We start from the raw sequence: 21,270 nt of genomic DNA, 5'->3' as shown, positions 1-21,270 counted from the left end.
ATTTATATTGCATTTGATACTCTGTAGTCTAATGCAGAACTATTCATCTTTGTTTTGCTCGTAGCTGTACTGACCTTTTCTAAACATGTTTTCGTTAGAACGAACAGCTAAGTACTTTTCATAAGTAGTTACTATGTTAGTGAACAAAGCAACATCCGCATACCCATCATACCAAACTCCAGTGTTCAGTGCAGGTGACTCGGAATAAGCAGAAGGATCATAATTGTCCATGAAAGTTTGGGTTGTGTCATCTGCAGAAATAATCATGAATTTAAAATGAGTTCTCATTGTGGGCATACCATTCATTGCTCTAGTTTGAGAGCTTTCTGGGTCAGCATAACCTTTAGCAATCACGTGATTATCTTTTACCCATTGAACATATTTTCTAATAGATCTCCCGGTAGCTTCTTTATGGGCTGTACTTGGAAATTGCATATTAGATAGTAAAGTATTGGTAAAAGTATCTTCATCAATAGTTCTGTAATCTACATTTAACTGAACTTCGTAGTATTCCTTTACCTTATTAGCCCATTTATCCACATAAGTCTTCAAATCAAAGTTTACTAGACGTAACATCCAATCTCTATTAAAAGAGTCAGTAGTTAGACCTTTGAAGTATGGAAGATTATAAAATTTTTCTGGAAGATCAGTAAGTTTATTCCAATCCGTTGAATATGTTTTACTCAATTCACGTCCCCAAGCATCTAAGGATACAGTACCATTAGTTACTTTAGTTTTGTACGAAGAATCAGTTACTTTTACTGAGTGAGCACCTTCGTCCCATACAACTTCTGAGGACAAAGCTTCACTCACGAAACGCAAAGGAACCATAGTGCGTCCGTCAGTTAATACAGCTGAAGTATCCAAAGTTACAGTAGTACCGTTTACAGTTACAGTGTTAGAGTTCAAAGGGAGGTTGATTTCTTTAGTGCCATATTTAATAGTTACTGCGTTGTCAGCATTATTCCAGACAACAGTAGCTCCCAACTTCTCACTTACGAAACGCACAGGAACCATAGTGCGACCATTACCGTCGATGTAGGGTTCTGTATCAGGGAACTTGACCTTTTGACCGTTAACGATTACTGGAATCATTCGAAGGTCAGAAGATTGTGAACCGAAAGCTGCTGTTGGTACTAATGCGGATGCGAAGATAGTAGCTGCAATTGTTAATGTTGCAATTGTTTTGTTTGTCAATGTAGACCTCTCCCTTTACTACTTTTTCTTTGATTCATTCAAACCTAATCAATCTTCTTCATTACTGTCGTCATTCCAAATGGCATCAAATTCTTCCTCGGTCATTCTATTACTTTCTTCTAAATGAATATAGAGAGGAATTCCATTGTGATCTAGTATATGATCAACAACTGCTTCTTCATCAGAAATAACATAAGTAATTTCGTCATCTCCTTCATATATCTTTGGTGCTATATCTGCTACAACCAGCCATGCATATCCTTTGATTCTATAAAAACTGCTATAAAACTTAACAGACCTTTCAATGTCATCATGTATAATTCCCGAAAGATTATACTTTTCTTTATAATCTTTGGCTATTTTCATAGCCTGACTTGCTGTTATATTTGTTTTCAACTTTTTTTCCTCTATTCTTCAAAACCTTTCCAATCCTGTAAAGGCCACTGCTCCATACCTCTTTAATCTTCTTCATCACTCTCGTCATTCCAAATTGCATCAAATTCTTCCTCGGTCATTCCGCTACTTCTTTCTAAATGAGGAGCAAACGGATGCCCATTAGGGTCTATAATATATTCAACGATTGCTTTTTCATCGGGAGGCCAATCTCCATTTCGTAATTGCCTTTAATGTGTTTTTTTCAAAGTCTCCTTATCTCCTGCCGTTGAACTGTGGAGACTGTTTATTATTTTAGAGATAGCCCCTGTATCATTACTTGGACCATGAAGCGCTAAAGCACCGCAATTCATGGCTAAAATAATTTCAAATAATTGAAATATTTTTTATTGTTTTTAATTCTTGGCTTTTATATTTACCATCCTGAACTGATTCATAGATAACAATTCTTATATGGATATCATAATCTCGAAGCAACTCCGAATCATCATAGTCTGTGATATTTACAACCATATATTTGGGGGTATTTTCTGATATTGTATAAGAATGTTTGGGTAAACTTAACACAGAAGACATAAATGCCCCGAATTTTTCCTCACCAGCTTGATATAACATAATCTCTCTTATATCGATCTTGTCAGTAATGATTTTTTCCGTCTCTGACGATATTTCTATAACTAAGGGAATTGATCTGGTTCCCGCCTTATATACATAGCCTTCTAGTAAATATAAATCTAGTTTCACATTAATTACCTCTAAAAAAATCATAATATTGCTAAACCATTGCAAGTCTTCATCGGTAAGACCTAACCAATTGCCTTACCAAATATTTGTTGCTGTCGCATATTTTTCAGCTTGATCAATCGGTAAATTCATAAACTCTTTCTTACCAAATTTTACTGATTGCCTTAGATGCCTGACCTCATGCAAAATTGTATTTGCCATCATTTTGCATTTCCGAAATTCTTATTTAGATCAATAATCGGCTCCCACTTGGGGTTGAACTTGAAAAGCCCTAAAACATCTCCAGATAGAGTAAAACTCCGCGAATGAAAGGAAAGAAGCTGCGATTGTTAATGTTATGATTGTTTTGTTTGCCATTGTAGACATCTCCCTTGAGTAATTTCGGAGTGTTTATTGTTTCTTAATTACTACTTTTATTGAAAACTTGCGTATTTTACGCAACGAGTAAAAATTGAATCGCAAAGACAGAATTTCAAAATAGCACCATTAAATGTATTCAGGCATATAAGTTCATTTTATATTAGACATGGCTCTAATATAAAATGAAATGGTATCTTTATTTAACAATAAGCTACTAAGATATAATAAAAAATCAAACTCTTCTTCGTCTTCCTCAAAGGCTAACAATAAAGGACTTATAAACGGTTTATATGTAATATCACATACAACTTGATTATTTATTTCAATCCGAAAACATCGCTCTCCATTATCAATCTTTATATTAGAACAAATTATATTATCAGGATTTATTTTATAATTATTATCATTGTATAAAAAGAAACCTTCATTTGCCTCAACATAAATACCTAATAATTGCCCATCTTCACTAAATCCACCTACGCCTTGTCGTGCTTGCTCTACCTTATCTTTTTCAACTATTGAATATCCAGTAGAGTCCATAATTATATAAGTTCCTGTAGTTGAGTAATTATTTAGTGTAACCAAATTCATACCTCCTAGTGAATTAAACCTAATAGGCTTTTACTGAGTGACCACCACCTTCGTCCCATACAACTTCTGAGGACAAAACTTCACTTACGAAACGCACAGGAACCATAGTGCTACCATTACCATCAATGTACGGTTCTGTATCAGGGAACTTAACTTTTTGACCATTAACGATTACAGGAATCATACGAAGGTCAGAAGACTGTGAAGCGAAAGTTACTGTAGGTGCTAGAGTGGATGCAAGGATAGTAGCTGCAATTGTTAAAGCTGTGATTGTTTTAGTTGTCATAGTAGACATCTCCTATTTATTGTTTCTCAATTAATACTTTTATTGAAAACTCATTCTCATTTAACTTATGAATTTAGCATTGTTTCTTTCTTCTTTTCTAACTTTAAAAAGTAAAGTATCAAATCGAAAGCTTCATCTTCATTATCAAATGTTTTAATAATATTATATCCCCCTCTTTCAAAAGATTGGTAAACTATCCACTTTTCACACTCCTTAAGTAAACCTAATTCTAATTCTTTCATAGGCATATTCCCCAGATTATATTTATATTTATCTAAACCTAATTTTTTAATTTCTATCTCTAATTCATTTATGCGCATTTTAATCGTCTCCTCTATTTAATTTCCTTTAAGAAACCTAATTTTTTTAGATATTGCCATTGTATTCCTCTTCCAATAGCATCAAATGCTAGAGCAATTTCTCCACCATAAGTTTTTAGATTATCTAAATCAATCCCATATCTCAAAGCATCTGCATTTATTAACTCAACTAAATCCATATCTTCACAATTTTTAATTGTCACTTAATTCACTGAAATCTCTAATGACTTCATATTGATGATATGCATTCTTATTCTCTATATATGGTAATGCATTTCCTTTTCGTGGAAAGCTCTCATATTTAATTATGATTATATTCAATCTCTTCTAATGTACCTCCTTAGTTTGTTCTATGATAAGCTCCTATATCTCTATAGAAGCTCATTAAAAACCACTAAGTTTTCAAGTTATTTCGTTAGGATAAGAATCATCTCCAGTGTTTCTGGACAGACTATGTTCAAATCAGGGGCAAATGCTTAACGATCCGACTAATTTGCATTGTGAGAGCTTGTTATTCGACCGCCGCGACTCGTTTAGGCAAAAAACAGAAATAACTCATTTGAGTAGCCGCACGTTGTATGCCTTCATTTAACATAACCCATTAATCTTCTTCATCACTCTCATCATTCCAAATTGCATCAAATTCTTCCTCGGTCATTTTATTACTTTCTTCTAAATGAACATAGATAGGAATTCCATTGTGATCTAATATATGATCAACAACTACTTCTTCATCAGAAATAATATAAGTAATTTCGTCATCTCCTTCATATATCTTTGGTGATATATCTGCTACAACCAGCATGCATTCTACTTCTTCTGCTGAATCACCTAGGTATTATTACTCTTGTCTATTTCCTGATTGTTTTCGAGTGGTGCTTCTATTTTATTTACGTTAATTGATAACTCAAGTCCCCCAAATTTATTAGCAAAGAAATTATATAGTGCGCTTACTAACATACCTATTAATCCGTATACTATGATCATGAAAAACGGCATTACTACAAGTGGAATGAAAGTCATAGTACTTTTTGAATTCCCTGAAGCTATCCCGATTATTAAAGCTAAAATTCCAACAAGAAACATTATCCCTAGTGGAACGCTTGCCAAATATAATGTTGTTTTAAACATGCTTTTTGCACCGATTGATTTAATTTCGATTTTCATATGAAATCAGTCCCCTTTGGTTTTAGAAATATCCCGCATTGCAATTACTCATTGGTGTTTACAAAGTGGACATTCGATAACGAACTTTATTTTCCACTAACACACTTTATTTTCCTTGATCATCTTTCTTGAAATACAGGGAATTCAAGAGCCTTATATTTTGCATAGTACATAGCATCGTATGCTGATTGGATTTCAATAGCCGATACGATTTTCAAAAACACCCCGAAAAGTGGCGGTTAAATCCTTCATTTTGCGATGCAATATCATATGATCTTAGTTTATATCTGTCAGCATCTATCCGACTCACTTCATATTCCTTATTCTTATAAATTGCGTACCTTCCATTTCTCATATAAATTTCCCCAGCTCTGCTTTTTTCAAGGTCTCTACAAATCCGATTGAATTCCATCATATCGGCCCATGAGTCAACTATTGGAGGCATTTCAGGATATTCAAATATGTCATGGGTTATATATGTTGTTTTGTTGATGATGATTGGTTCATTTTATACTGAGATAGCCCGCACAAAAATAAAAACCATGAAAGAGCCTTTATTTATAGTTATTATTAAATTTATTTATTGCTCTCAATCGTTTAATAAAGTTTTCTAACGCTTCGCTTTCAGATTGGAATTCTTTCTCAGATATAGGATTTGCTCTCTCATCAGAAGTATAGACATTCCATTTATTTGCCCTTTCTCTAATACCAACTTCATTTGGTTTAATGTCATGGTCATCGTACCAATTAAAATGTTTCATCTCTTCATCCTTCATAATCTCCATAGCTTTATCTCTGGTCATTTTAATCCACATCCCTATTTAATTTTCTCTAATAACCCTAAGCCTTCTAACATACCCACTGGTAAAGGTAATTCATACTGAATTCCACCACCGATTGAACCGAATCCACTTGCAATTTCACCTTTCTGTATTTTTAAATCATTATAAGATAAATCATAACCTTCCATATATGTTGTTACTTTCTCCCTAAGGCTAGTGTCTGTACAATGATTTACATAAGTTTCTATATTATCGAAGTCTCCTGTAACTTTGTACTGATAATACTTTGAAGCATCCTCAACATAAGGCAATGACCTCTGGTCATAATTATATGTTTTACAATCTATAACTGGAGATATATATCTACCATTTGGTGGTCCATATCTGTCAATAACATCTCCTAAATTAGGTGAGTATGCTTCTTTAATAGCATTTCCGTTCCCATCCAATACGTAACCTCCTTTTGGAACTTCAGACCAATTGATTGATCCGTCAGCATTTAATACGCTAGGGTCTTTCGGTATCTGAATATCGCCAGGCCACTTACCTGATGTTGCAAATTCATCTGCAAAATTTGTCCCCTTATATAAATCAATTTTCTTAAGATAAACTGTAAGCTCATCTGCATTGCATGTCGATTTCTTTAGTAGTTCACTTACAAAATCACCCGTCCTCTCTATGACTTCTGGACCCTGACTTCCCTCTATCCTCGAAGGTACACTTGATTGTGACAAGGTTTTAGACCCCGCGGAGATTTCCTCGGCTGTTAAACCGTTCCCCACCTTGATGCCCATTTGTCCCTTCGCTCCACCGTATAGGAAACTCACTACCCCCAAACTCGCTAACCAATGTTCCTTGGATAAGGGCTTGTCCGGTGTAAAGGCCTCGTCCACCGTCTCTACCGCACCGACCGTCAGCCAATTGAAGAAATCATAGCTCGAGTCCCACATATGATCGGCACGGTCTTTTGCCCCCTCATAGATACCGCCCGAAGCACCAATCGTCAGCCAGTTGATAAAGTCATAAGGTGAATCCAACGCTTTATCCGCTCTTGTTTGCAGTCCATTCAAAAAGTCATTTCCGATTTCCCCAAAACTATCCCAAGAGGTTTCCGCCGCGTATGCAATATCATTTCCGATATCTTTGAGAACTTGTTTGAACCAGTTTTCAGAGAATTGTTTTGATATCGTTTTACGATCATCTTCACTCAATTGATTCCATATTTCGTTGAGTTGTTCTGTCGTATAACGGTCTGATTTGCGGGTAAATAGTTCTTCGAGAGTTACTTTTCGGTCACCTATCGATAGAGCTTTACGGCTCAAATCCTTTTCAGATCTACTATAACTATCGATAGAGTTTTTAATAAATGAGTTTAACTCTTTTAATCTCGATTCCAGTTCACGCAAGGATTGACTAGTACTTTGCAATCTGGAGTGAATATTTCTACGCGCTGTAATCGCTGAATCCACATGATAGGTCAAGGATGATACGCTGCTATTCACATTAGATAATTTATAAATGTTTTGATTCACATTTCCTTTTAGATTCTCTACTACATCCATATCAATTTTGATTTGTGACAATATGGCCTCACCTCCTGAGTACAGCGAGTATTTTGTTTATTTATAGTACGTATCTCCATTGATTAATTTCGAATTGCTCATTTCCGCCATCACTCATGGCGCAGGAAAACCCCACATAGGGACTTTTACTTCATAGAATTTCTCGATGTCACTTCTTTCTACCCACTTCTCATATTCAAATCGATCTACTTCTATAAAGCCGTACTTCTTTATAATGTTTGGTCCATGCGTTCCGCTTCCAAGTAACAACTTATCCACTTCTTCTTGAAATACAGGGAATTCAAGATCCATGTATCTTGCATAATATCTGACATCATATGCTGATTGAATTTCAGTCTTGGTGACATGTTTGCAGTAAAGGCCCGAGCTATCAAGAGCAAAACCCAAGCCACTCGTTCCTGAGTCTGTTGTAAATAACTCATAATGGTTATTACTATGTTCTATAACTTCATACTCTCTACCTAGATATAAAGCCCATACACCATTTCGCATAAATAACCTCCGTGTTTCTTTTAATTGACTGCAATAAATCTTTTTACTTTTGCATTGTAAACTCCTATTATACGTTCACCCTGATTTGTAATTTCATAAAGTTCAGCTCCATCTTGTACCGGTGTTTTTGCATCATTCCTGTACTCAGGGACAATATGATCCTTGCTCTCTGTGAATCCATTTCCAGTAAAAGGTGACTTTTGCTCAGTTGCTATAAAATCACTTGCTGTATCACCATTTGTCATCCTGTCTACAGCCTCAGCATTCTTCCCTCCAAATGGGATTTTATAATCATTTGGATTTCCTGCTTTGTAACGCACAAGTAAAGCAGTATCTCCCCCAATGTATGGATTACTCTCGTAATCTAACCTCAAGCCCTCATATATTCCATCAAATGTTCGGAGTGCCTTTGTATCCAATGCCTTTGCAACATATCCTCCTAATCTGATTTGTCCTCCATCTTTAGGACTTTCAAATAACCAACCTTTTGCGTTTTCAGGAAGAACTTTTTGCATAATGGTATTGTATGAGGGACTCTCTACACTTCTCCGGATGTCCTTAATCATTTCAACTTCTTTCGTCGACAACTGTTCAGCAGATTTCAGTCTTAATTCATTGAACTCAGACAAAGTAAGATTGTGCTTATTAAGTATAGGATCAAGACTTTCCTTGAAAGATATTCCTAATTTATCCTGACTTCTCTCTAACCACGATAGTTGCTCACTTGATTGCGTTAACGTTGTAGACCCCGCAGAGATTTCCTCGGCCGTTAAACCGTTCCCCACCTTGGCGCCCAATTGTCCCTTCGCTCCACCGTATAGGAAACTCACTACCCCCAGACTCGCTAACCAATGTTCTTTGGATAAAGGTTTGTCTGGTGTAAAGGACTCGTCCACCGTCTCTACCGCACCGACCGTCAGCCAATTGAAGAAATCATAGCTCGAGTCCCACATATGATCGGCCCGGTCTTTTGCTCCTTCATAGATACCGCCCGAAGCACCGATCGTCAACCAATTGATAAAGTCATAAGGTGAATCCAACGCTTTATCCGCTCTTGTTTGCAGTCCGTTCAAAAAGTCATTTCCGATTTCCCCAAAACTGTCCCAAGAGGTTTCCGCCGCGTATGCAATATCATTTCCAATATCTTTGAGAACTTGTTTGAACCAGTTTTCTGAAAATTGTTTCGATATCGTTTTCCTATCATCTTCGCTCAGTTGATTCCAGATGTTATTGAGCTGTTCTGTCGTATAACGGTCTGATTTGCTGGTAAATAGTTCTTCGAGAGTTACTTTACGGTCACCTATCGTTTGAGCTTTTCGGCTCAAATCATTTTCAGATCTACTATAACTATCGATTGAGTTTTTGATAAATGAGTTTAACTCTTTTAATCTCGTTTCCAGTTCACGCAAGGACTGACTAGTTCTTTGTAATCTGGAGCGAATATTTCTACGTGCCGTAATCGCTGAATCCACATGATAAGTCAAGGATGATACGCTGCTACTCACATTAGATATTTTATAAATGTTTTGCTTCACATTTCCATTTAGATTCTCTACTAGATCCAGATCAATTTTGATTTGGGACAAATTCCGCCACCTCTACTTCCCCCTAAATTCTTCATCTCGAGAAACGTCAATTTTAACAAACAGATATGGTAAAGATTGATCACCAAAAACTACATGGAATATCGGAGTTACTTGGTGCCATTCATTGTGTTCTATGTAATCTGTAATACCTTATAACCCACTTCCGTATTTTTTTCGAAATCCGAAAAAATGCACACAGAAATTATATCTTCCATACTGAAAATACATGCCTTCCATAAGAGTAATGCTATCCTCCTCAACAGGCATAAAGAATTCTGCATGAACCATTTCATCCGTAGGCACATTCAGTATTGAATAAAATAATGGCCCTTTAATCGTTGCATTTTGATGAATGATATCTTTCATAAAGCCTTCAAGCCGATCATTCATTTCTTTATAGTGAAAACGGAATTTTCTAGATATCACATTAGTAAATCGAATGGAATCTGATACGTTTATCATACTAAACCACCTTCATGATGGGGGCATAAATATCGATGATACCCGTACCATAAACATCCAAATAAATGTTGTAGAAAGGTTCTTGTAACTCTAATTCAAAGGATGCCGCTGCTAAACGTAGCAGTTCATAGGAGGGATCGATTTCCTCATCTAAATCTGCATGCCTGATTACCAAACCATCCTCAAACTTCCACAGAGCATGAAAACTATATTTGTCATTTACCGGCATATCTACTACTTCATTAAACCTTCCGTTGCCAAGCCCTTGTACTAAATTGATAGGTTCTCTCTTGCAAATTCCAATTCTTCTTCATCCTGAAAACCAATAAAATATATTTTCTCAATTTGACTATGATTAAAAAGGTACATATATTCTTCATTTATGTTTCCTTCGGGATAAAGGCAGCCAGTATAGTCCCAGACTTGATTGGTTGTAATCTGCTGCTGTTTACGACCATAAATCATTACTCTTTTATTCCCATTCTTTAATAACACAACAGAACCTAAGGGTAAATATGCTTCCATTAGTTACTTCCCCCTCTTTTTTTTGTACGATACATTAGAATAAATAAGCTTATAGAACAATATCCAATACCAACTGAAGCAATAAGAAAATCATAGGACTCTTTCATTTGATGAGGCTGTGCAAAATATATCTTCTTAATAATGTGCATAAATATAAACGTAATAATCACCAAAAAACTTCCGCCTACTACAGCCCAAAAAGTTACTTTTTCATTTTTTATTTCTTTAAAAAGAATTTTAGGTGAAGATAAATAATAAATAAGTAATGATACCAATATAACTATTGATAAATATTCGATTGCTGAAAACCGGAAGTAATTTATTTGCTCATGAATTATACCAGTCGATTGATCAGCCGAGAACTGAATATTTGCCGTTAAGAACAATTGAATACTAACTAGCAGCAAAAATACTGCACTAAAATAACCCAACTGAAACTTAGAAATGTACCTTATTCGAAGCCAAAAACCATAAATAAACATTGCCAAACTACTAACGAATATCGTAACCGAGCTATACCATAACCAAATAGGAACCATTGAAGCATCCTGAGAACTCCCAAACGTTAAAAAGGCATTCATAATAAAAAAGGCAATATTAATTATAAGTAAATTCTTTTTTAAAGAATCATTATGGACTGCGCGATGCCTGGGTAACTTTATTTTCATTATATATGTTCACCCTTTCATAAAATCTATTACAACACTTGGCAACCGCAATGTTTCGCACTGCATCAATGTGACAAGATCGCCATTTTCTGAATAAATACTCTTGGCCAATCGGGCAACGCCATTTTCGTGTGATATTTTCGTTAATATAGTACCTGGATCATTTATCCGTTCCGTTAATACCGTTTCGCCGCTGGATAGATGAATATCTCTTAAAGTCATCATGCATATGTCATAATTCACCCTATTTTCTAAACAAAAGTTTGCTATTTCTTTATTTTTTTGGCCATCATACCATTCAAGTAATCGTTCAAATTGTTTTAAAGGAACTTCCAATACAAATGGTTCTGACTCCTTGATACTATTTGTATGATTACAATGAATCGCCCTTAAAAATTCGTTATTAAACTTATTTTCATTTTTATACAGTTGCAAATCGTATTCATTATTGTTAATTTTGCTTAGCAGCATCCTTTGACCCGAGTTGATATAAAAAACATGGTTTATTTGCTCTTTCTCAATAATGGAGATCATCATATCGGCCCCAAAACAACACATCATCGTTTGCGACAACTGTTCATCTACTTCAATTCCCCCCACTGTATCAGTCTTAAACAACCCCTTTTCAGTAAATTTTTCACAAAACAACTCCCACTCCTCTTGAATCTGCTTTTTTGTAGAGATTTCAAATGGGTCTCTTACTATTAAAGGCAATGGATGCTGGAAAACGACACATAAGAAGTTTATTTCTTTCGCTGATAAACGATATAACATCATTTTTCCCCCACACTTTAATTGGATTATGTAACGATCGCTGCACCTGTCACAGGCTTACGATTAAATAATCCACCAATCCATCGGCTAGCCCCTGTTACAACATCACCAACAACGTCCTTTGTAACATCCAAAGTTGATTTTTTTTCACCATTTTTACCATTCCATACTTCCCATTTCAGTAATTTATCCACAATGTACGTCGCACCAACTGCAATGGCTGCTCCAGCCACAGCTCCAACCGCTGTTCCCGCCCCAGGAATGACTGAGCCTATCGCGCCTCCTATCATGGCACCTGCTTTAGCTGCTACAAGAACTTCTCCAACTGCAACAGCAGCGTTACTAATTTTCCTTTCAATTGGAGCTTTATCGTCGGTAAGCTCTTCAATTGCAACGGCTGCCATTGAGACATACGAAATTCCTTTTCCAAACTTTTCAACCTTCTTAAGTTTTTCACTAACATTGAATAGCTTTGTCGCATTTGGATATCTATTAGCCTTAATATTGTCAAGTGTATAGCGCCTCGCGAGTCCTTCGCCACCTTTATAGTATGGACTATTAATTACCTTGACGTATCTACCGTCGATTTTAAAGCTAGGCAGGTGAAAATATTTAGAAAACCCAAATAAAGCGGATTTTTCTAATACGTCCTTATAAAGTCCCACTTCATCGTTAGTAAGAAAATCGTTTACTTCTTTAAACCACGTATTCCCATTCGCAGCATTAGCATTTTGAGACTTGATATCAGATGGTTTTGCAATGTTGCTAATAGATAATGCTTTTTTGGCTAAATTCTGTTCTGCGACAGCATAGCAATTAATCGATTGTTTCATAAATACCTGTAATTCTTTCAAGCGAGATTCCAATTCATGAACAGAAATCAAAGCCTTATTAATTCTCGAACCGATGTTTCTTCGGGCAGAAACCCCCGAGTCAATCCTAGTCCCTAATGAAGTTAACCCCCCATTAATGTTCGATATTTTCAAGAGATTAGGGTCGATATCTTTGCTCAGACTAGTAGCAACATCTAAATCTATTTTGATTTGGGACATTTCATAAACCTCCTACTTGAATAGGTTGTTCATACTGCTTTTAGCTCTCTCTAATTGCTCCATAAGTTGTCTTGCTCGAGCTCGCTCTGCTGCTTCTCTAGCTTCTTCTTCACGTTTGATTTCCCAAGCAGTTGAGGAAATATCGCTGCTCAGTGCATCAAGAGAACTTGAACAGCTTGCTATTTGCTGCATCATACTGGTGATGGCATTGTTCACGTAGTTCATTTCCTCTGCTTGCCAGACATGATTGAGATTCCCTCTAAAAGAATCCATGCTTCTTTGTATATCTCTCAGAACTGATGCGTATTGACTGATTTGACTTGCTTGGGAACTTGCTTGCTCCATATTGATCCCCAAATCTTACACCTTCCTTTCTAATTAATTGCGGTCACATACGGAAAAAGCAAAACTTATAAGGGCAACAGGATACCCTCATAAGTTTGTAAACTTTTACTTAAATAGACTGGAGTTGTCAGCTTTGTTGTTAAGTTTAGTTTCATTTGTTTCATAACTTTCAACGGTTTTATTTAAGAAATCCACGTACGAATTTACTATAGTCTTATGTTCTTCAAAGCGTGGTACAAGGGCTTCAAATTTCCCTTGAATGGTCCCCGATGCATCACTTTGCCATGTATTCTTTAAATTAAGCATTTCCTTCTTAATATCTTCAAGCCTGGTAAATAAGATATCGTTAATATTTTTGATCGATTGTGCTGTTGTTGATACTTCTGTAAATGAAATACTGATTCCCTCAATAGACATAGTAAATGCCTCCTTGTATGATTAGTTTCTTAATTTCTTTGCTTCGTTAATCCTATCATTTTGTGTGTTAGTATACTCCGTAGAACTGTCTTTTAGAAAAGTGGAATAATTAGTCAACACATCTTTCATGTGTTCAAAATCATCCTTAAACCCTAGAATTTGCCGAACAAATGCTTCATTATCAATACCTTGCCATGCTGCACCCATCTTTTCCACTTCACTGAACAATTGCCCATACTGCTTAATGTACTCTCCTACTTGCCCATCAATCTGAGTTGCCGCTGCTTTCAGTTTTGCTGGATCAACTACGATTTTGTTAGCCATTTTCCTAGCTCCTCTCGAAATTCAATTATTTATATTAACATCAGCTTGGAGCCGTTAAGTAAACCTAGCTCCTGAGCTGATAAATTAATATCCAGAATAGATCCAGATGTTCGCTCACAAATGACAGTATTTTCTGAAACGGCATAATACCCGGCCGATAGCTCCGTAATCGCCTTTGTAAGCAGCTTTTCTATTTCATGCATCTTGCTCGTGAAAGGAATATAAACGTCATAACTTTGGTTGACGGCTGGAACGAATAGTTCAACTAAAATTTTATCCAACGAGCTCAACCTCCATTTGATGTTGTTTAGAAGTTAATTGCTTAATGAGAGTGACGTAACCTTGTCGGTATACATACCCAAAGCCCTCACCTACATCTTGATACAGTTCATTCGATGTTTTGGTTAATTTGAACTGGTATTGATCTGCAATACCATTGCCCAGCCAAATGCCATCTTTTAATGAAGCTTTAGCTTTAAACCAACCTTCATAAGAAACAGAGGAGATGTAGGAGACGCTTTCGCTAATGATTAGCAGCACATTGTAGTCTACTTCGCCCTTCTCAAGTAAGACTTTCAATTTATCCTTAGAGTCCTCAGATAAACGGACGAATAAGGAAGATAACGAACATATGATGCAAGTTAATTTATCGAAAGCCGGCAATGGCTCCCCATTAGCAACAGCATCCTTATACGTATTGTTTCGAATAACAAGGGTGTTAAACAAATCAATCACGGTTTGCTCCAGATCTTCTTTAGGGGTGACATAGGTATAATTTTTCCTGTCATCCGCAATAAATTTAGTTTCAGGGTCAATCACAAGCACTTCGGCAGTATCTTTAGCCGCTAGTACTTCTGCTAGTCCTTGAAGAAAGGAAACCTTATCATTGTTTTGCGATAAAACCAGATTGATATAAGACTGCTCAAAATCAAAATAAGATACTTTCAAGCTTTGCTTCTCCACACCAATTGGAATCAAGGCATTTCGTTTATTTGAGAGCTCATTCACGAAAAAGTCCACATCCACGATTTCAGGTAGAATCGGGATTTTGGAAGCTGTCGGCTGCATCCATGTTTTTGCGTATCGATTACAGAAGTCTCGCACAAATTCAAATGTACGCTCCGGTTCATCATGTACATGAGCAATTTGGAACTCATAGACCTGGTCTGATTTAAAGATTCCCCTCCCTTTATATTTGGAAGGGTACACCCCATCGACATTACCCAATACACTTGAATAGTCGGAAGTATCATTAAGCTGCAGCACATATAATTGCTTGAAATTCTGTAAAATCCGATATCTGACCGCACCTGTATTCAATGCAGTGAGGATAAAATAAATGCCATATTTCAATCCTTCACGCGTCAAGTATGCAATCGCCTCTTCTTTATCATCAAATATTTCAGTAAACGCTGAGAAATTATGAATGACGACAATAATGGATGCCAAATCTGCATGGGTAGCCTGCCTATACGACTGATAATCTCCGCCATAATCAGCAAACAGCTTTTTCCTGCTTCCAATCTCCTTGTATAGCATTTTGAATAAATTATTGATTTTTTCAGTTTCATGCGACAGCAGGACGTCTCCAGCATGGGGAGCAGAAGCAAAGGCTCTCAACGTCTCCGATGCAAAATCTAGGATATATAGATTGATCTCCGAAGGTGTATGTTCCGACATCAGTGAATACATTAATGTGGTCAAAAACGTCGTTTTTCCACTTCCGGCGGCACCATAGATCACTGCATTCCCATCTCGGGATAATGGAAACCTCATGGCCACTTGACTCTGATTAAAGGGATCATCGAATTCGCCAATAATCGGATTCAATTCACTAACTGATGTAGAAGTGGAACTGTATTTATCATTTAATTGCTTTAGATAAATCATTTCCGGGATTGGATCTAACCACAGCGGTCGAACAACGATCTCTTCTTCTTCTGCAATTGCTGCCAAATATTTATTGACTTCATCGATTTGTTTGGGTGGATTACGAACCATATTGCGCTGCTCCGCCTTCACCTGCTTCACAATACGCCCTAAATTGTCGATAACCTCAATCTGCGTTTCTTTATGATTCTCAAGACGATCGGAAGGATAATAGGGCGCACCGCCCCAAGCGGATTGTCCAAGCACGAATAATTCATTGAAGCCTACTTGTACATAGAATCGACCCGTAATGGACAGTTCTGCTGCATCAGGCTTCTTGATCATATCCATACTGTCAGCCTTCTCTTGTACCTTGAGACAAATCCTAAAACGGCTATTGCTCCAAATTTGATCATCCACAACTCCTGAAGGTTTCTGCGTAGCCAATATTAAGTGGACGCCTAAGCTTCTTCCTATGCGCGCCGCGCTGACTAGTTGTGCCATAAATTCCGGTTGTTGTGTTTTTAACTCTGCAAACTCATCCGATACGATGAACAAATGCTGCAGCGGTTCACTTACAAGACCTTCACGAAAAAGCTTCTGATATTTATAAATATCCATATTGCTAATGGTTAATTGCTTGCTCGTCTCACTAAAAATAAACTGTCTGCGTTTTAGTTCACTTTGAATCGAAATTAAAGACCGCTTTACGGAGGCTCCATCTAAGTTAGTAATCGTCCCTGCCAGATGCGGGAGCTCAGAAAAGGCATTCGCCATTCCTCCACCCTTGTAATCGATTAGAATAAAGGCAACTTCATGTGGGTGATAATTCACGGCAAGTGAAAGAATGAAAGTCATGATAAATTCACTTTTCCCTGATCCCGTCATACCGGCTATTAGTCCATGCGGCCCATGAAACTTCTCATGTAAATCAAGATTAAACAACTCACCAGATGGATCTACGCCTATAGGCGTTTCAAGGGAAAGTGTAGGGTCATTTTCCTTCCACCGTGTTAATGCATTCAGATGCTCTATTTTCCCTACACCAAACATATCTAAAAAAGTTAGCATTTTCGGTAGCGCGTACGTCGAGTCGGATGAATCCAGTTCAATATTGGCTAGGGATACTGCAATTTCAAGCTCATCTTGGTTTACATAGCGATCTGCCCTGAAGTCAGTGGATTTAGCGGATGTATCATTCTTATCATAAATTTTGGACACGTCACCATTGCATTCGATAACCCAAGAACACTCTTTAGGTAAATCCATTAATTCATCGTAGAGATTGATTAAACTAAAACCAATATTTTTTTTCTTTTTCAATAAGGACTGAACCATGTCTGTTTTTAAAGCTAACTGCTTATCCATGGAAAAAACCACATAATAAGGGGTAATGTCTTTTAACTCTTCATCTGAAGTAATCAGTTCTCTGTTGGCCATTTCACTCTCAAAATAAGCTGAAAGCTCTTTAACCTCATTCACATTCGTTGCGATAAAACGAACCGTCTTATCATTACTCCAAACATGAGGCAGCCACTTTACATAATCCCAAATATCATGTTCTTTACGATCATAAATAAACACTAGCTTCAACTCATCATAGCTATGGAGCGCTGCAAGCTGTAGAATGGTTCCTTTAATAAATTGAATAACACGTTCCCTATTCCCAATAACCCCACTTATCCATTGATCAATTAAAGAGATAGAAATGGGTACGTGCTCTAGAACTTTGGGAGCCTCCGCTAGTCTATGGAGCTCTTCTTGCAAATTATCGTCATCCATGACAAATCTTTTTTCAGGGTACTTCATTTCCACTACCAAAGGTACGCTGCCCAATCCAAGCCTTACTTTCACAAAATCATTTTGTCTGCGTGTCCTTTCCCACAGATTGCGTTCGCGCATTTTAATTCTAGAGACACAATACTCTAGGGGAACATTATTTTCATGTAATATTTGGCTCTGGTGTTCGGATTCCGCCAAAATTTGTTGGCGAATTTCATTGAGATATTGGGTATATTTTTCTTGTCTTGATTTTTCATATTGAATCTTTTTCTTCTTCTCGTGCCTTCGTGTAAGTATCGGCCATAGGATAGTACCCAGCAGCATGCTAAATGACATCATGAGCATAGGTACTGCCTTCAGCACGGATCCACCTGAACTCAATACGTTTTGCAGTGTAAACATTCCGATAAATAATGACGTTATGCCCATTGTAATTGAAGGACCTAACATTAACATCAATGGCATCTGCTCCATATTTCCAAGCGTAGGGGGAGGATCTATCTTGATCTCTGCTTTTTCAATATCACGCTTAAATCGAGGAGAACGATAAAATAATTTACGATCTTCCTCCACTACATCTTCATCTTCATATAAGTGAACCGGAACTTGTTTCACAAAAGGGTTAAAGATTGAGTCCTTGTAAATCACTAGGCCGTCAGGATTGTTCATAGCAATATAGCCTTTGCCTACGATAATTTTGAGACCAACCAGATAAATGATATCTCCTGGAAGCAGCATTTTTTTCGAAACCCTAACTCCATTTACAAATGTACCGTTAGAACTATCATTATCTCGAATAAAGATGCTAGACTCTGAGACAATCAATTCTGCATGCAAGGAAGATGTATATTTATGCGCGTACTGGATGTCGCTGCTCTCTACCCTGCCTATGGTTATCGTTCCAGAAGTAGGTAGATTTAATTTTTTGAAAATTTTCCGATCACTGGTAATCGGATCTGAAAACAAAACTGCATTTTCTTTAGTTTTTTTCAATGCAATACTATTTACACTCGACGGTTCTAAAATAAGTTCTTTCACTTTTTGATTATTGTGATCTAGTATACTGGCATTCTTATTTGATTTTAGTACCCAATTACCTTCAACACCTTCTACACTAATCACTTTTTCTTCGTAACCATGAATATTTGTATGGGTAACCCAATACTGCCCCCTTGGTTTCTCAGGCAAGACGCAAGTATATAGAAGATTTTCTTTGAGTAAAGAAAGCTGCATGGTCATACTCCTCGAATAATTTATTAAGATACATCTTCTACCAAGAAACCGTCCGCACCGTGAGATATTGTCCAATACTCCACCATATCATCACCAAGCGCTACTTTAATTCCTTTTCTCACTTTAATACGCTTGTGGGATATTTCTTTTCGTAGAACGATTTCATTCTTCTGCTGTTGCATAACACACCAGATTCTTTCTCTGTATTTTTTGGTCCCAAACAGCTTAGCTGGGTTCTTGTAAATCGACTCCATAACTTCATTGCATACATGACTGGTCGCATACTTGCTGAAAAAGCTGATCTCAATCGCTTCGTGTGTTAAGATGTAGGCATCATCTGCTTTTTCCAAAAATTCAAATAATTCCTTTGATATAAGCTCCGATTTTCTTTTGAACGCTGACCTTGAAAAATGGATACTAGATAGCATCTTAGAAAGAAAGAAGATAACTACAATGAGAGCGAAAATACTTAAATAAGTCATTGCGAACCACCGTTTGACATGTTATTATCAACACCTCTGAACCAAAACTGTAACGCTTGGGAAATCTATGAATAGAAAGGATTATTGGCGTTGAAAACAAGTGAGACTACACCGGCTGAATTCTCAGCAAGATTCGGAACAAATAAGGTCCTTCCGGGACAATTCTCTTACTTCATTTGCGATAATGGCGTTGGAGTGATAAGAGATAATAGTAACAATTCCATTGAAATTGTTGCGGTTGACGAGATCGTACCTACCGATATTACACCTGAAGATGAATTATTACTTTTATCTTTAGTATGTGGTGAATTTAAGGAGGATTTAACCATCCCGCGAACGGATACCCTCTTTGATTACGAAGAACGAGAGAAATTGTCCCAGAGACGAGTAAACACCGTATGGGTCGTATTCGGCATGGTTATAATTATCTGTTTAGTTTTTTATGCCTATATGTATTTTATTTAGTAGACCACATTTGTTTTATTCAGAACTGACGTTGTTAAATCACTTCTTTAAGTTTAAATCCATAGGAAAGCCTTGAGTTCGGCCAACGTCAGCAGCGGAAAGATGCTTTTCACGGGCAAGCTGAGCAGCCCCAGCTAATCTAACTTCGATGAACTTATTTGTGGTCTCGAGTGTCCGTTTGAGAACTCCTATTGCATCACTTAGGTTGGAAATTGACTCCTTAGCATTATGACCATGTTCATCGGCTAGCCCAATTTGTGAAGAAGGGTCATTTAGCTTGGCTAGCTCACTCTGGATAATGTGCATGCTCGTTTCTACTTTTTGATTAAAATCGCGACTTTCAAGGTAGATGGATTCCAACTGTTTAGGGTCGAAAATTTTCGACTTACCTCCCATCTTGATCACCTCCGTAATCACTAATACCATCCAAATTAGCTTGCACTTTCGACACGGCGTCAGCCAAGTTATTGAACTCTTCCGTCAAAATTTCATATTGTTCTTCAATAATTTTAATAAATGTTAAATCAGTTGCAGCAGCGGCTTTGCCATAAATATCTCTGAGATATTCTGCATTTGAACGAAGAGCCTGCAATTCATCCGCTAAAATCGCCATAGACTTCTGCACTCCCGCTCCTTCTTTTTCCAACGTTATTAAAATGCTCACCCAAATCCCCTCCATACTACTATTTAAGTAAGTTTTTAGTAGCTTTTCTCTCAGCCGCAGTTGAATTACCTGATGCCGATGTTGAAGTATCTACATTCTTATCCGAATTACTCTTAAAAATTGGCAAAATCGTGGTTTTGTCAGCTTCTGCCTGTGTAATGACTCCTAAAGAGTCGTTAGGAATTCCGGTGGGAATGCTGCCAACGGATTGCGTTAAGATATGTCGTTGTTCGTAAGGTATAGCTGACATGAAGAAACGATCCCATGCCATTTCGTATTCTTCTTTTATAGAATGAGAAAATATGACGCTTTTTCGAACCTCTACTGGCTTATTTATAAAATTACGAACGTTAATCATCGCTGTGATCGCATGCAGCACTCCGCAGCATAACTCCATATCTTGTTCTATTTCTGTGTCTATTAAGGAAAGGTAAGGAGCTAATATGTGGATTGGCTTAGGTGCATTTTCGAAGAACCACGACACTGTGTCATCGTTCAACCTTGGACCTCCAATTAAATCAGTTATAATCTCCATAGTTTTGTAGCTATCTGAAAGTACAACTGCTTGATCGTACACATCTCTATGTACATAGAAGTACCAGTCTTCTTTCGATAGAACTACGGTGTTAATTGTGACGGGCACGTATCGTTCCTTCGAAACCACTAACATTTGAAGTCCACCCCAATTATCTTCATAAGATTGCCCC

At 37.1% G+C, this 21,270-nt stretch carries 29 protein-coding genes; 1 reads left to right on the top strand and 28 read right to left on the bottom strand.

Features of this window, described 5'->3' with window-relative positions; genetic code table 11:
• Positions 1-39: 39 nt before the first annotated feature.
• The 25 genes from QFZ81_RS00855 to QFZ81_RS00735 form a co-directional block, all read right to left on the bottom strand.
• A complete protein-coding gene (locus tag QFZ81_RS00855) occupies positions 40-1,197 on the bottom strand; it encodes a copper amine oxidase N-terminal domain-containing protein (RefSeq protein ID WP_307601070.1) in 1,158 nt (385 codons plus the stop codon).
• A gap of 48 nt (positions 1,198-1,245) precedes the next feature.
• Positions 1,246-1,593 (bottom strand): hypothetical protein, encoded by a 348-nt coding sequence (locus QFZ81_RS00850; protein ID WP_307601068.1) that lies wholly within the window; start codon positions 1,591-1,593, stop codon positions 1,246-1,248.
• 363 nt (positions 1,594-1,956) lie between these two features.
• Positions 1,957-2,334 carry a hypothetical protein gene (locus QFZ81_RS00845; protein WP_307601066.1) on the bottom strand — a complete coding sequence of 126 codons (378 nt, stop codon included), beginning with the start codon at positions 2,332-2,334 and terminating at the stop codon, positions 1,957-1,959.
• A 510-nt stretch (positions 2,335-2,844) separates the two neighbouring features.
• Complete coding sequence (locus QFZ81_RS00840) at positions 2,845-3,279, bottom strand: hypothetical protein (protein ID WP_307601064.1); 435 nt, start codon at positions 3,277-3,279, stop codon at positions 2,845-2,847.
• Between the two features lie 25 nt (positions 3,280-3,304).
• Positions 3,305-3,571 (bottom strand): stalk domain-containing protein, encoded by a 267-nt coding sequence (locus tag QFZ81_RS00835; RefSeq protein WP_307601062.1) that lies wholly within the window; start codon positions 3,569-3,571, stop codon positions 3,305-3,307.
• Positions 3,572-3,636: 65 nt separating this feature from the next.
• The gene (locus tag QFZ81_RS00830; protein WP_307601061.1) at positions 3,637-3,891 is read right to left on the bottom strand and encodes a hypothetical protein; all 255 of its coding nucleotides are present in this window, start codon (positions 3,889-3,891) and stop codon (positions 3,637-3,639) included.
• 14 nt (positions 3,892-3,905) lie between these two features.
• Positions 3,906-4,094 (bottom strand): hypothetical protein, encoded by a 189-nt coding sequence (locus QFZ81_RS00825; RefSeq protein ID WP_307601059.1) that lies wholly within the window; start codon positions 4,092-4,094, stop codon positions 3,906-3,908.
• 398 nt (positions 4,095-4,492) lie between these two features.
• The gene (locus tag QFZ81_RS00820; RefSeq protein WP_307601057.1) at positions 4,493-4,696 is read right to left on the bottom strand and encodes a hypothetical protein; all 204 of its coding nucleotides are present in this window, start codon (positions 4,694-4,696) and stop codon (positions 4,493-4,495) included.
• A 26-nt stretch (positions 4,697-4,722) separates the two neighbouring features.
• Entirely contained in the window at positions 4,723-5,058 is a 336-nt protein-coding gene (locus QFZ81_RS00815) for a hypothetical protein (protein ID WP_307601054.1), read from the bottom strand.
• A 554-nt stretch (positions 5,059-5,612) separates the two neighbouring features.
• Entirely contained in the window at positions 5,613-5,861 is a 249-nt protein-coding gene (locus QFZ81_RS00810; protein WP_307601052.1) for a hypothetical protein, read from the bottom strand.
• Between the two features lie 14 nt (positions 5,862-5,875).
• Positions 5,876-7,423: a glycohydrolase toxin TNT-related protein gene (locus QFZ81_RS00805; protein ID WP_307601050.1), complete on the bottom strand. Its 1,548-nt coding sequence runs from the start codon at positions 7,421-7,423 to the stop codon at positions 5,876-5,878.
• A gap of 93 nt (positions 7,424-7,516) precedes the next feature.
• Positions 7,517-7,915 carry a hypothetical protein gene (locus tag QFZ81_RS00800; RefSeq protein WP_307601048.1) on the bottom strand — a complete coding sequence of 133 codons (399 nt, stop codon included), beginning with the start codon at positions 7,913-7,915 and terminating at the stop codon, positions 7,517-7,519.
• A gap of 20 nt (positions 7,916-7,935) precedes the next feature.
• Positions 7,936-9,501, bottom strand: coding sequence for a hypothetical protein (locus QFZ81_RS00795; protein WP_307601046.1), 1,566 nt, complete (start codon positions 9,499-9,501; stop codon positions 7,936-7,938).
• Between the two features lie 150 nt (positions 9,502-9,651).
• The gene (locus tag QFZ81_RS00790; RefSeq protein WP_307601045.1) at positions 9,652-9,963 is read right to left on the bottom strand and encodes a DUF5085 family protein; all 312 of its coding nucleotides are present in this window, start codon (positions 9,961-9,963) and stop codon (positions 9,652-9,654) included.
• A 1-nt stretch (position 9,964) separates the two neighbouring features.
• Complete coding sequence (locus QFZ81_RS00785) at positions 9,965-10,192, bottom strand: hypothetical protein (protein ID WP_307601043.1); 228 nt, start codon at positions 10,190-10,192, stop codon at positions 9,965-9,967.
• A gap of 41 nt (positions 10,193-10,233) precedes the next feature.
• Positions 10,234-10,488, bottom strand: coding sequence for a DUF4176 domain-containing protein (locus QFZ81_RS00780; protein WP_307601041.1), 255 nt, complete (start codon positions 10,486-10,488; stop codon positions 10,234-10,236).
• Positions 10,488-11,156 (bottom strand): hypothetical protein, encoded by a 669-nt coding sequence (locus tag QFZ81_RS00775; protein WP_307601039.1) that lies wholly within the window; start codon positions 11,154-11,156, stop codon positions 10,488-10,490. Before QFZ81_RS00775 ends, QFZ81_RS00780 begins: the two co-directional genes overlap by 1 nt.
• Positions 11,157-11,165: 9 nt before the next feature.
• Positions 11,166-11,933: a hypothetical protein gene (locus QFZ81_RS00770; RefSeq protein WP_307601037.1), complete on the bottom strand. Its 768-nt coding sequence runs from the start codon at positions 11,931-11,933 to the stop codon at positions 11,166-11,168.
• 23 nt (positions 11,934-11,956) lie between these two features.
• Positions 11,957-12,982 carry a hypothetical protein gene (locus QFZ81_RS00765; RefSeq protein ID WP_307601034.1) on the bottom strand — a complete coding sequence of 342 codons (1,026 nt, stop codon included), beginning with the start codon at positions 12,980-12,982 and terminating at the stop codon, positions 11,957-11,959.
• Between the two features lie 12 nt (positions 12,983-12,994).
• On the bottom strand, positions 12,995-13,339 hold the full coding sequence (locus tag QFZ81_RS00760; RefSeq protein ID WP_307601032.1) for a hypothetical protein: 345 nt from the start codon (positions 13,337-13,339) through the stop codon (positions 12,995-12,997).
• Between the two features lie 93 nt (positions 13,340-13,432).
• Positions 13,433-13,744 (bottom strand): pore-forming ESAT-6 family protein, encoded by a 312-nt coding sequence (locus QFZ81_RS00755; RefSeq protein WP_307601030.1) that lies wholly within the window; start codon positions 13,742-13,744, stop codon positions 13,433-13,435.
• A gap of 21 nt (positions 13,745-13,765) precedes the next feature.
• Complete coding sequence (locus QFZ81_RS00750; RefSeq protein ID WP_307601028.1) at positions 13,766-14,068, bottom strand: WXG100 family type VII secretion target; 303 nt, start codon at positions 14,066-14,068, stop codon at positions 13,766-13,768.
• A gap of 29 nt (positions 14,069-14,097) precedes the next feature.
• On the bottom strand, positions 14,098-14,349 hold the full coding sequence (locus tag QFZ81_RS00745) for a methyltransferase (protein ID WP_307601026.1): 252 nt from the start codon (positions 14,347-14,349) through the stop codon (positions 14,098-14,100).
• The gene (essC, locus tag QFZ81_RS00740) at positions 14,342-18,952 is read right to left on the bottom strand and encodes a type VII secretion protein EssC (RefSeq protein WP_307601024.1); all 4,611 of its coding nucleotides are present in this window, start codon (positions 18,950-18,952) and stop codon (positions 14,342-14,344) included. The genes QFZ81_RS00745 and essC overlap by 8 nt, the downstream gene beginning before the upstream one ends.
• A 23-nt stretch (positions 18,953-18,975) precedes the next feature.
• Positions 18,976-19,434: a hypothetical protein gene (locus QFZ81_RS00735; RefSeq protein WP_307601022.1), complete on the bottom strand. Its 459-nt coding sequence runs from the start codon at positions 19,432-19,434 to the stop codon at positions 18,976-18,978.
• Positions 19,435-19,524: 90 nt separating this feature from the next.
• Between QFZ81_RS00735 and QFZ81_RS00730 the strand changes: the two genes are divergently transcribed.
• Positions 19,525-19,899 (top strand): hypothetical protein, encoded by a 375-nt coding sequence (locus QFZ81_RS00730; protein WP_307601021.1) that lies wholly within the window; start codon positions 19,525-19,527, stop codon positions 19,897-19,899.
• A gap of 39 nt (positions 19,900-19,938) precedes the next feature.
• Here QFZ81_RS00730 and QFZ81_RS00725 read toward each other — a convergent pair whose 3' ends face one another.
• From QFZ81_RS00725 to QFZ81_RS00715, 3 genes are read right to left on the bottom strand one after another with little or no spacing between them, the layout of a single operon-like run.
• Positions 19,939-20,295, bottom strand: coding sequence for a hypothetical protein (locus QFZ81_RS00725; RefSeq protein ID WP_307601019.1), 357 nt, complete (start codon positions 20,293-20,295; stop codon positions 19,939-19,941).
• A complete protein-coding gene (locus QFZ81_RS00720) occupies positions 20,285-20,563 on the bottom strand; it encodes a hypothetical protein (protein ID WP_307601017.1) in 279 nt (92 codons plus the stop codon). The genes QFZ81_RS00725 and QFZ81_RS00720 overlap by 11 nt, the downstream gene beginning before the upstream one ends.
• Before the next feature lie 19 nt (positions 20,564-20,582).
• Positions 20,583-21,062, bottom strand: a complete 480-nt coding sequence (locus tag QFZ81_RS00715; RefSeq protein WP_307601015.1) for a hypothetical protein — start codon at positions 21,060-21,062, stop codon at positions 20,583-20,585.
• Between the last annotated feature and the right edge of the window lie 208 nt (positions 21,063-21,270).

This window comes from Paenibacillus sp. V4I9, assembly GCF_030817295.1.
Taxonomy (GTDB): Bacteria; Bacillota; Bacilli; order Paenibacillales; family NBRC-103111; genus Paenibacillus_E.
Note: the sequence above shows the minus strand (reverse complement) of the source record. Positions and strands in the feature narration are given on the sequence as shown.

Excerpts from the sequence above, each read along its gene's own strand:
- QFZ81_RS00835 (WP_307601062.1), bottom strand. The coding sequence starts at position 3,571 with ATGACAACTAAAACAATCACAGCTTTAACAATTGCAGCTACTATCCTT.
- QFZ81_RS00830 (WP_307601061.1), bottom strand. The coding sequence starts at position 3,891 with ATGCGCATAAATGAATTAGAGATAGAAATTAAAAAATTAGGTTTAGAT.
- QFZ81_RS00820 (WP_307601057.1), bottom strand. The coding sequence starts at position 4,696 with ATGCTGGTTGTAGCAGATATATCACCAAAGATATATGAAGGAGATGAC.
- QFZ81_RS00815 (WP_307601054.1), bottom strand. The coding sequence starts at position 5,058 with ATGAAAATCGAAATTAAATCAATCGGTGCAAAAAGCATGTTTAAAACA.
- QFZ81_RS00810 (WP_307601052.1), bottom strand. The coding sequence starts at position 5,861 with ATGACCAGAGATAAAGCTATGGAGATTATGAAGGATGAAGAGATGAAA.
- QFZ81_RS00800 (WP_307601048.1), bottom strand. The coding sequence starts at position 7,915 with ATGCGAAATGGTGTATGGGCTTTATATCTAGGTAGAGAGTATGAAGTT.
- QFZ81_RS00790 (WP_307601045.1), bottom strand. The coding sequence starts at position 9,963 with ATGATAAACGTATCAGATTCCATTCGATTTACTAATGTGATATCTAGA.
- QFZ81_RS00785 (WP_307601043.1), bottom strand. The coding sequence starts at position 10,192 with ATGCCGGTAAATGACAAATATAGTTTTCATGCTCTGTGGAAGTTTGAG.
- QFZ81_RS00780 (WP_307601041.1), bottom strand. The coding sequence starts at position 10,488 with ATGGAAGCATATTTACCCTTAGGTTCTGTTGTGTTATTAAAGAATGGG.
- QFZ81_RS00775 (WP_307601039.1), bottom strand. The coding sequence starts at position 11,156 with ATGAAAATAAAGTTACCCAGGCATCGCGCAGTCCATAATGATTCTTTA.
- QFZ81_RS00770 (WP_307601037.1), bottom strand. The coding sequence starts at position 11,933 with ATGATGTTATATCGTTTATCAGCGAAAGAAATAAACTTCTTATGTGTC.
- QFZ81_RS00765 (WP_307601034.1), bottom strand. The coding sequence starts at position 12,982 with ATGTCCCAAATCAAAATAGATTTAGATGTTGCTACTAGTCTGAGCAAA.
- QFZ81_RS00755 (WP_307601030.1), bottom strand. The coding sequence starts at position 13,744 with ATGTCTATTGAGGGAATCAGTATTTCATTTACAGAAGTATCAACAACA.
- QFZ81_RS00750 (WP_307601028.1), bottom strand. The coding sequence starts at position 14,068 with ATGGCTAACAAAATCGTAGTTGATCCAGCAAAACTGAAAGCAGCGGCA.
- essC (WP_307601024.1), bottom strand. The coding sequence starts at position 18,952 with ATGCAGCTTTCTTTACTCAAAGAAAATCTTCTATATACTTGCGTCTTG.
- QFZ81_RS00735 (WP_307601022.1), bottom strand. The coding sequence starts at position 19,434 with ATGACTTATTTAAGTATTTTCGCTCTCATTGTAGTTATCTTCTTTCTT.
- QFZ81_RS00725 (WP_307601019.1), bottom strand. The coding sequence starts at position 20,295 with ATGGGAGGTAAGTCGAAAATTTTCGACCCTAAACAGTTGGAATCCATC.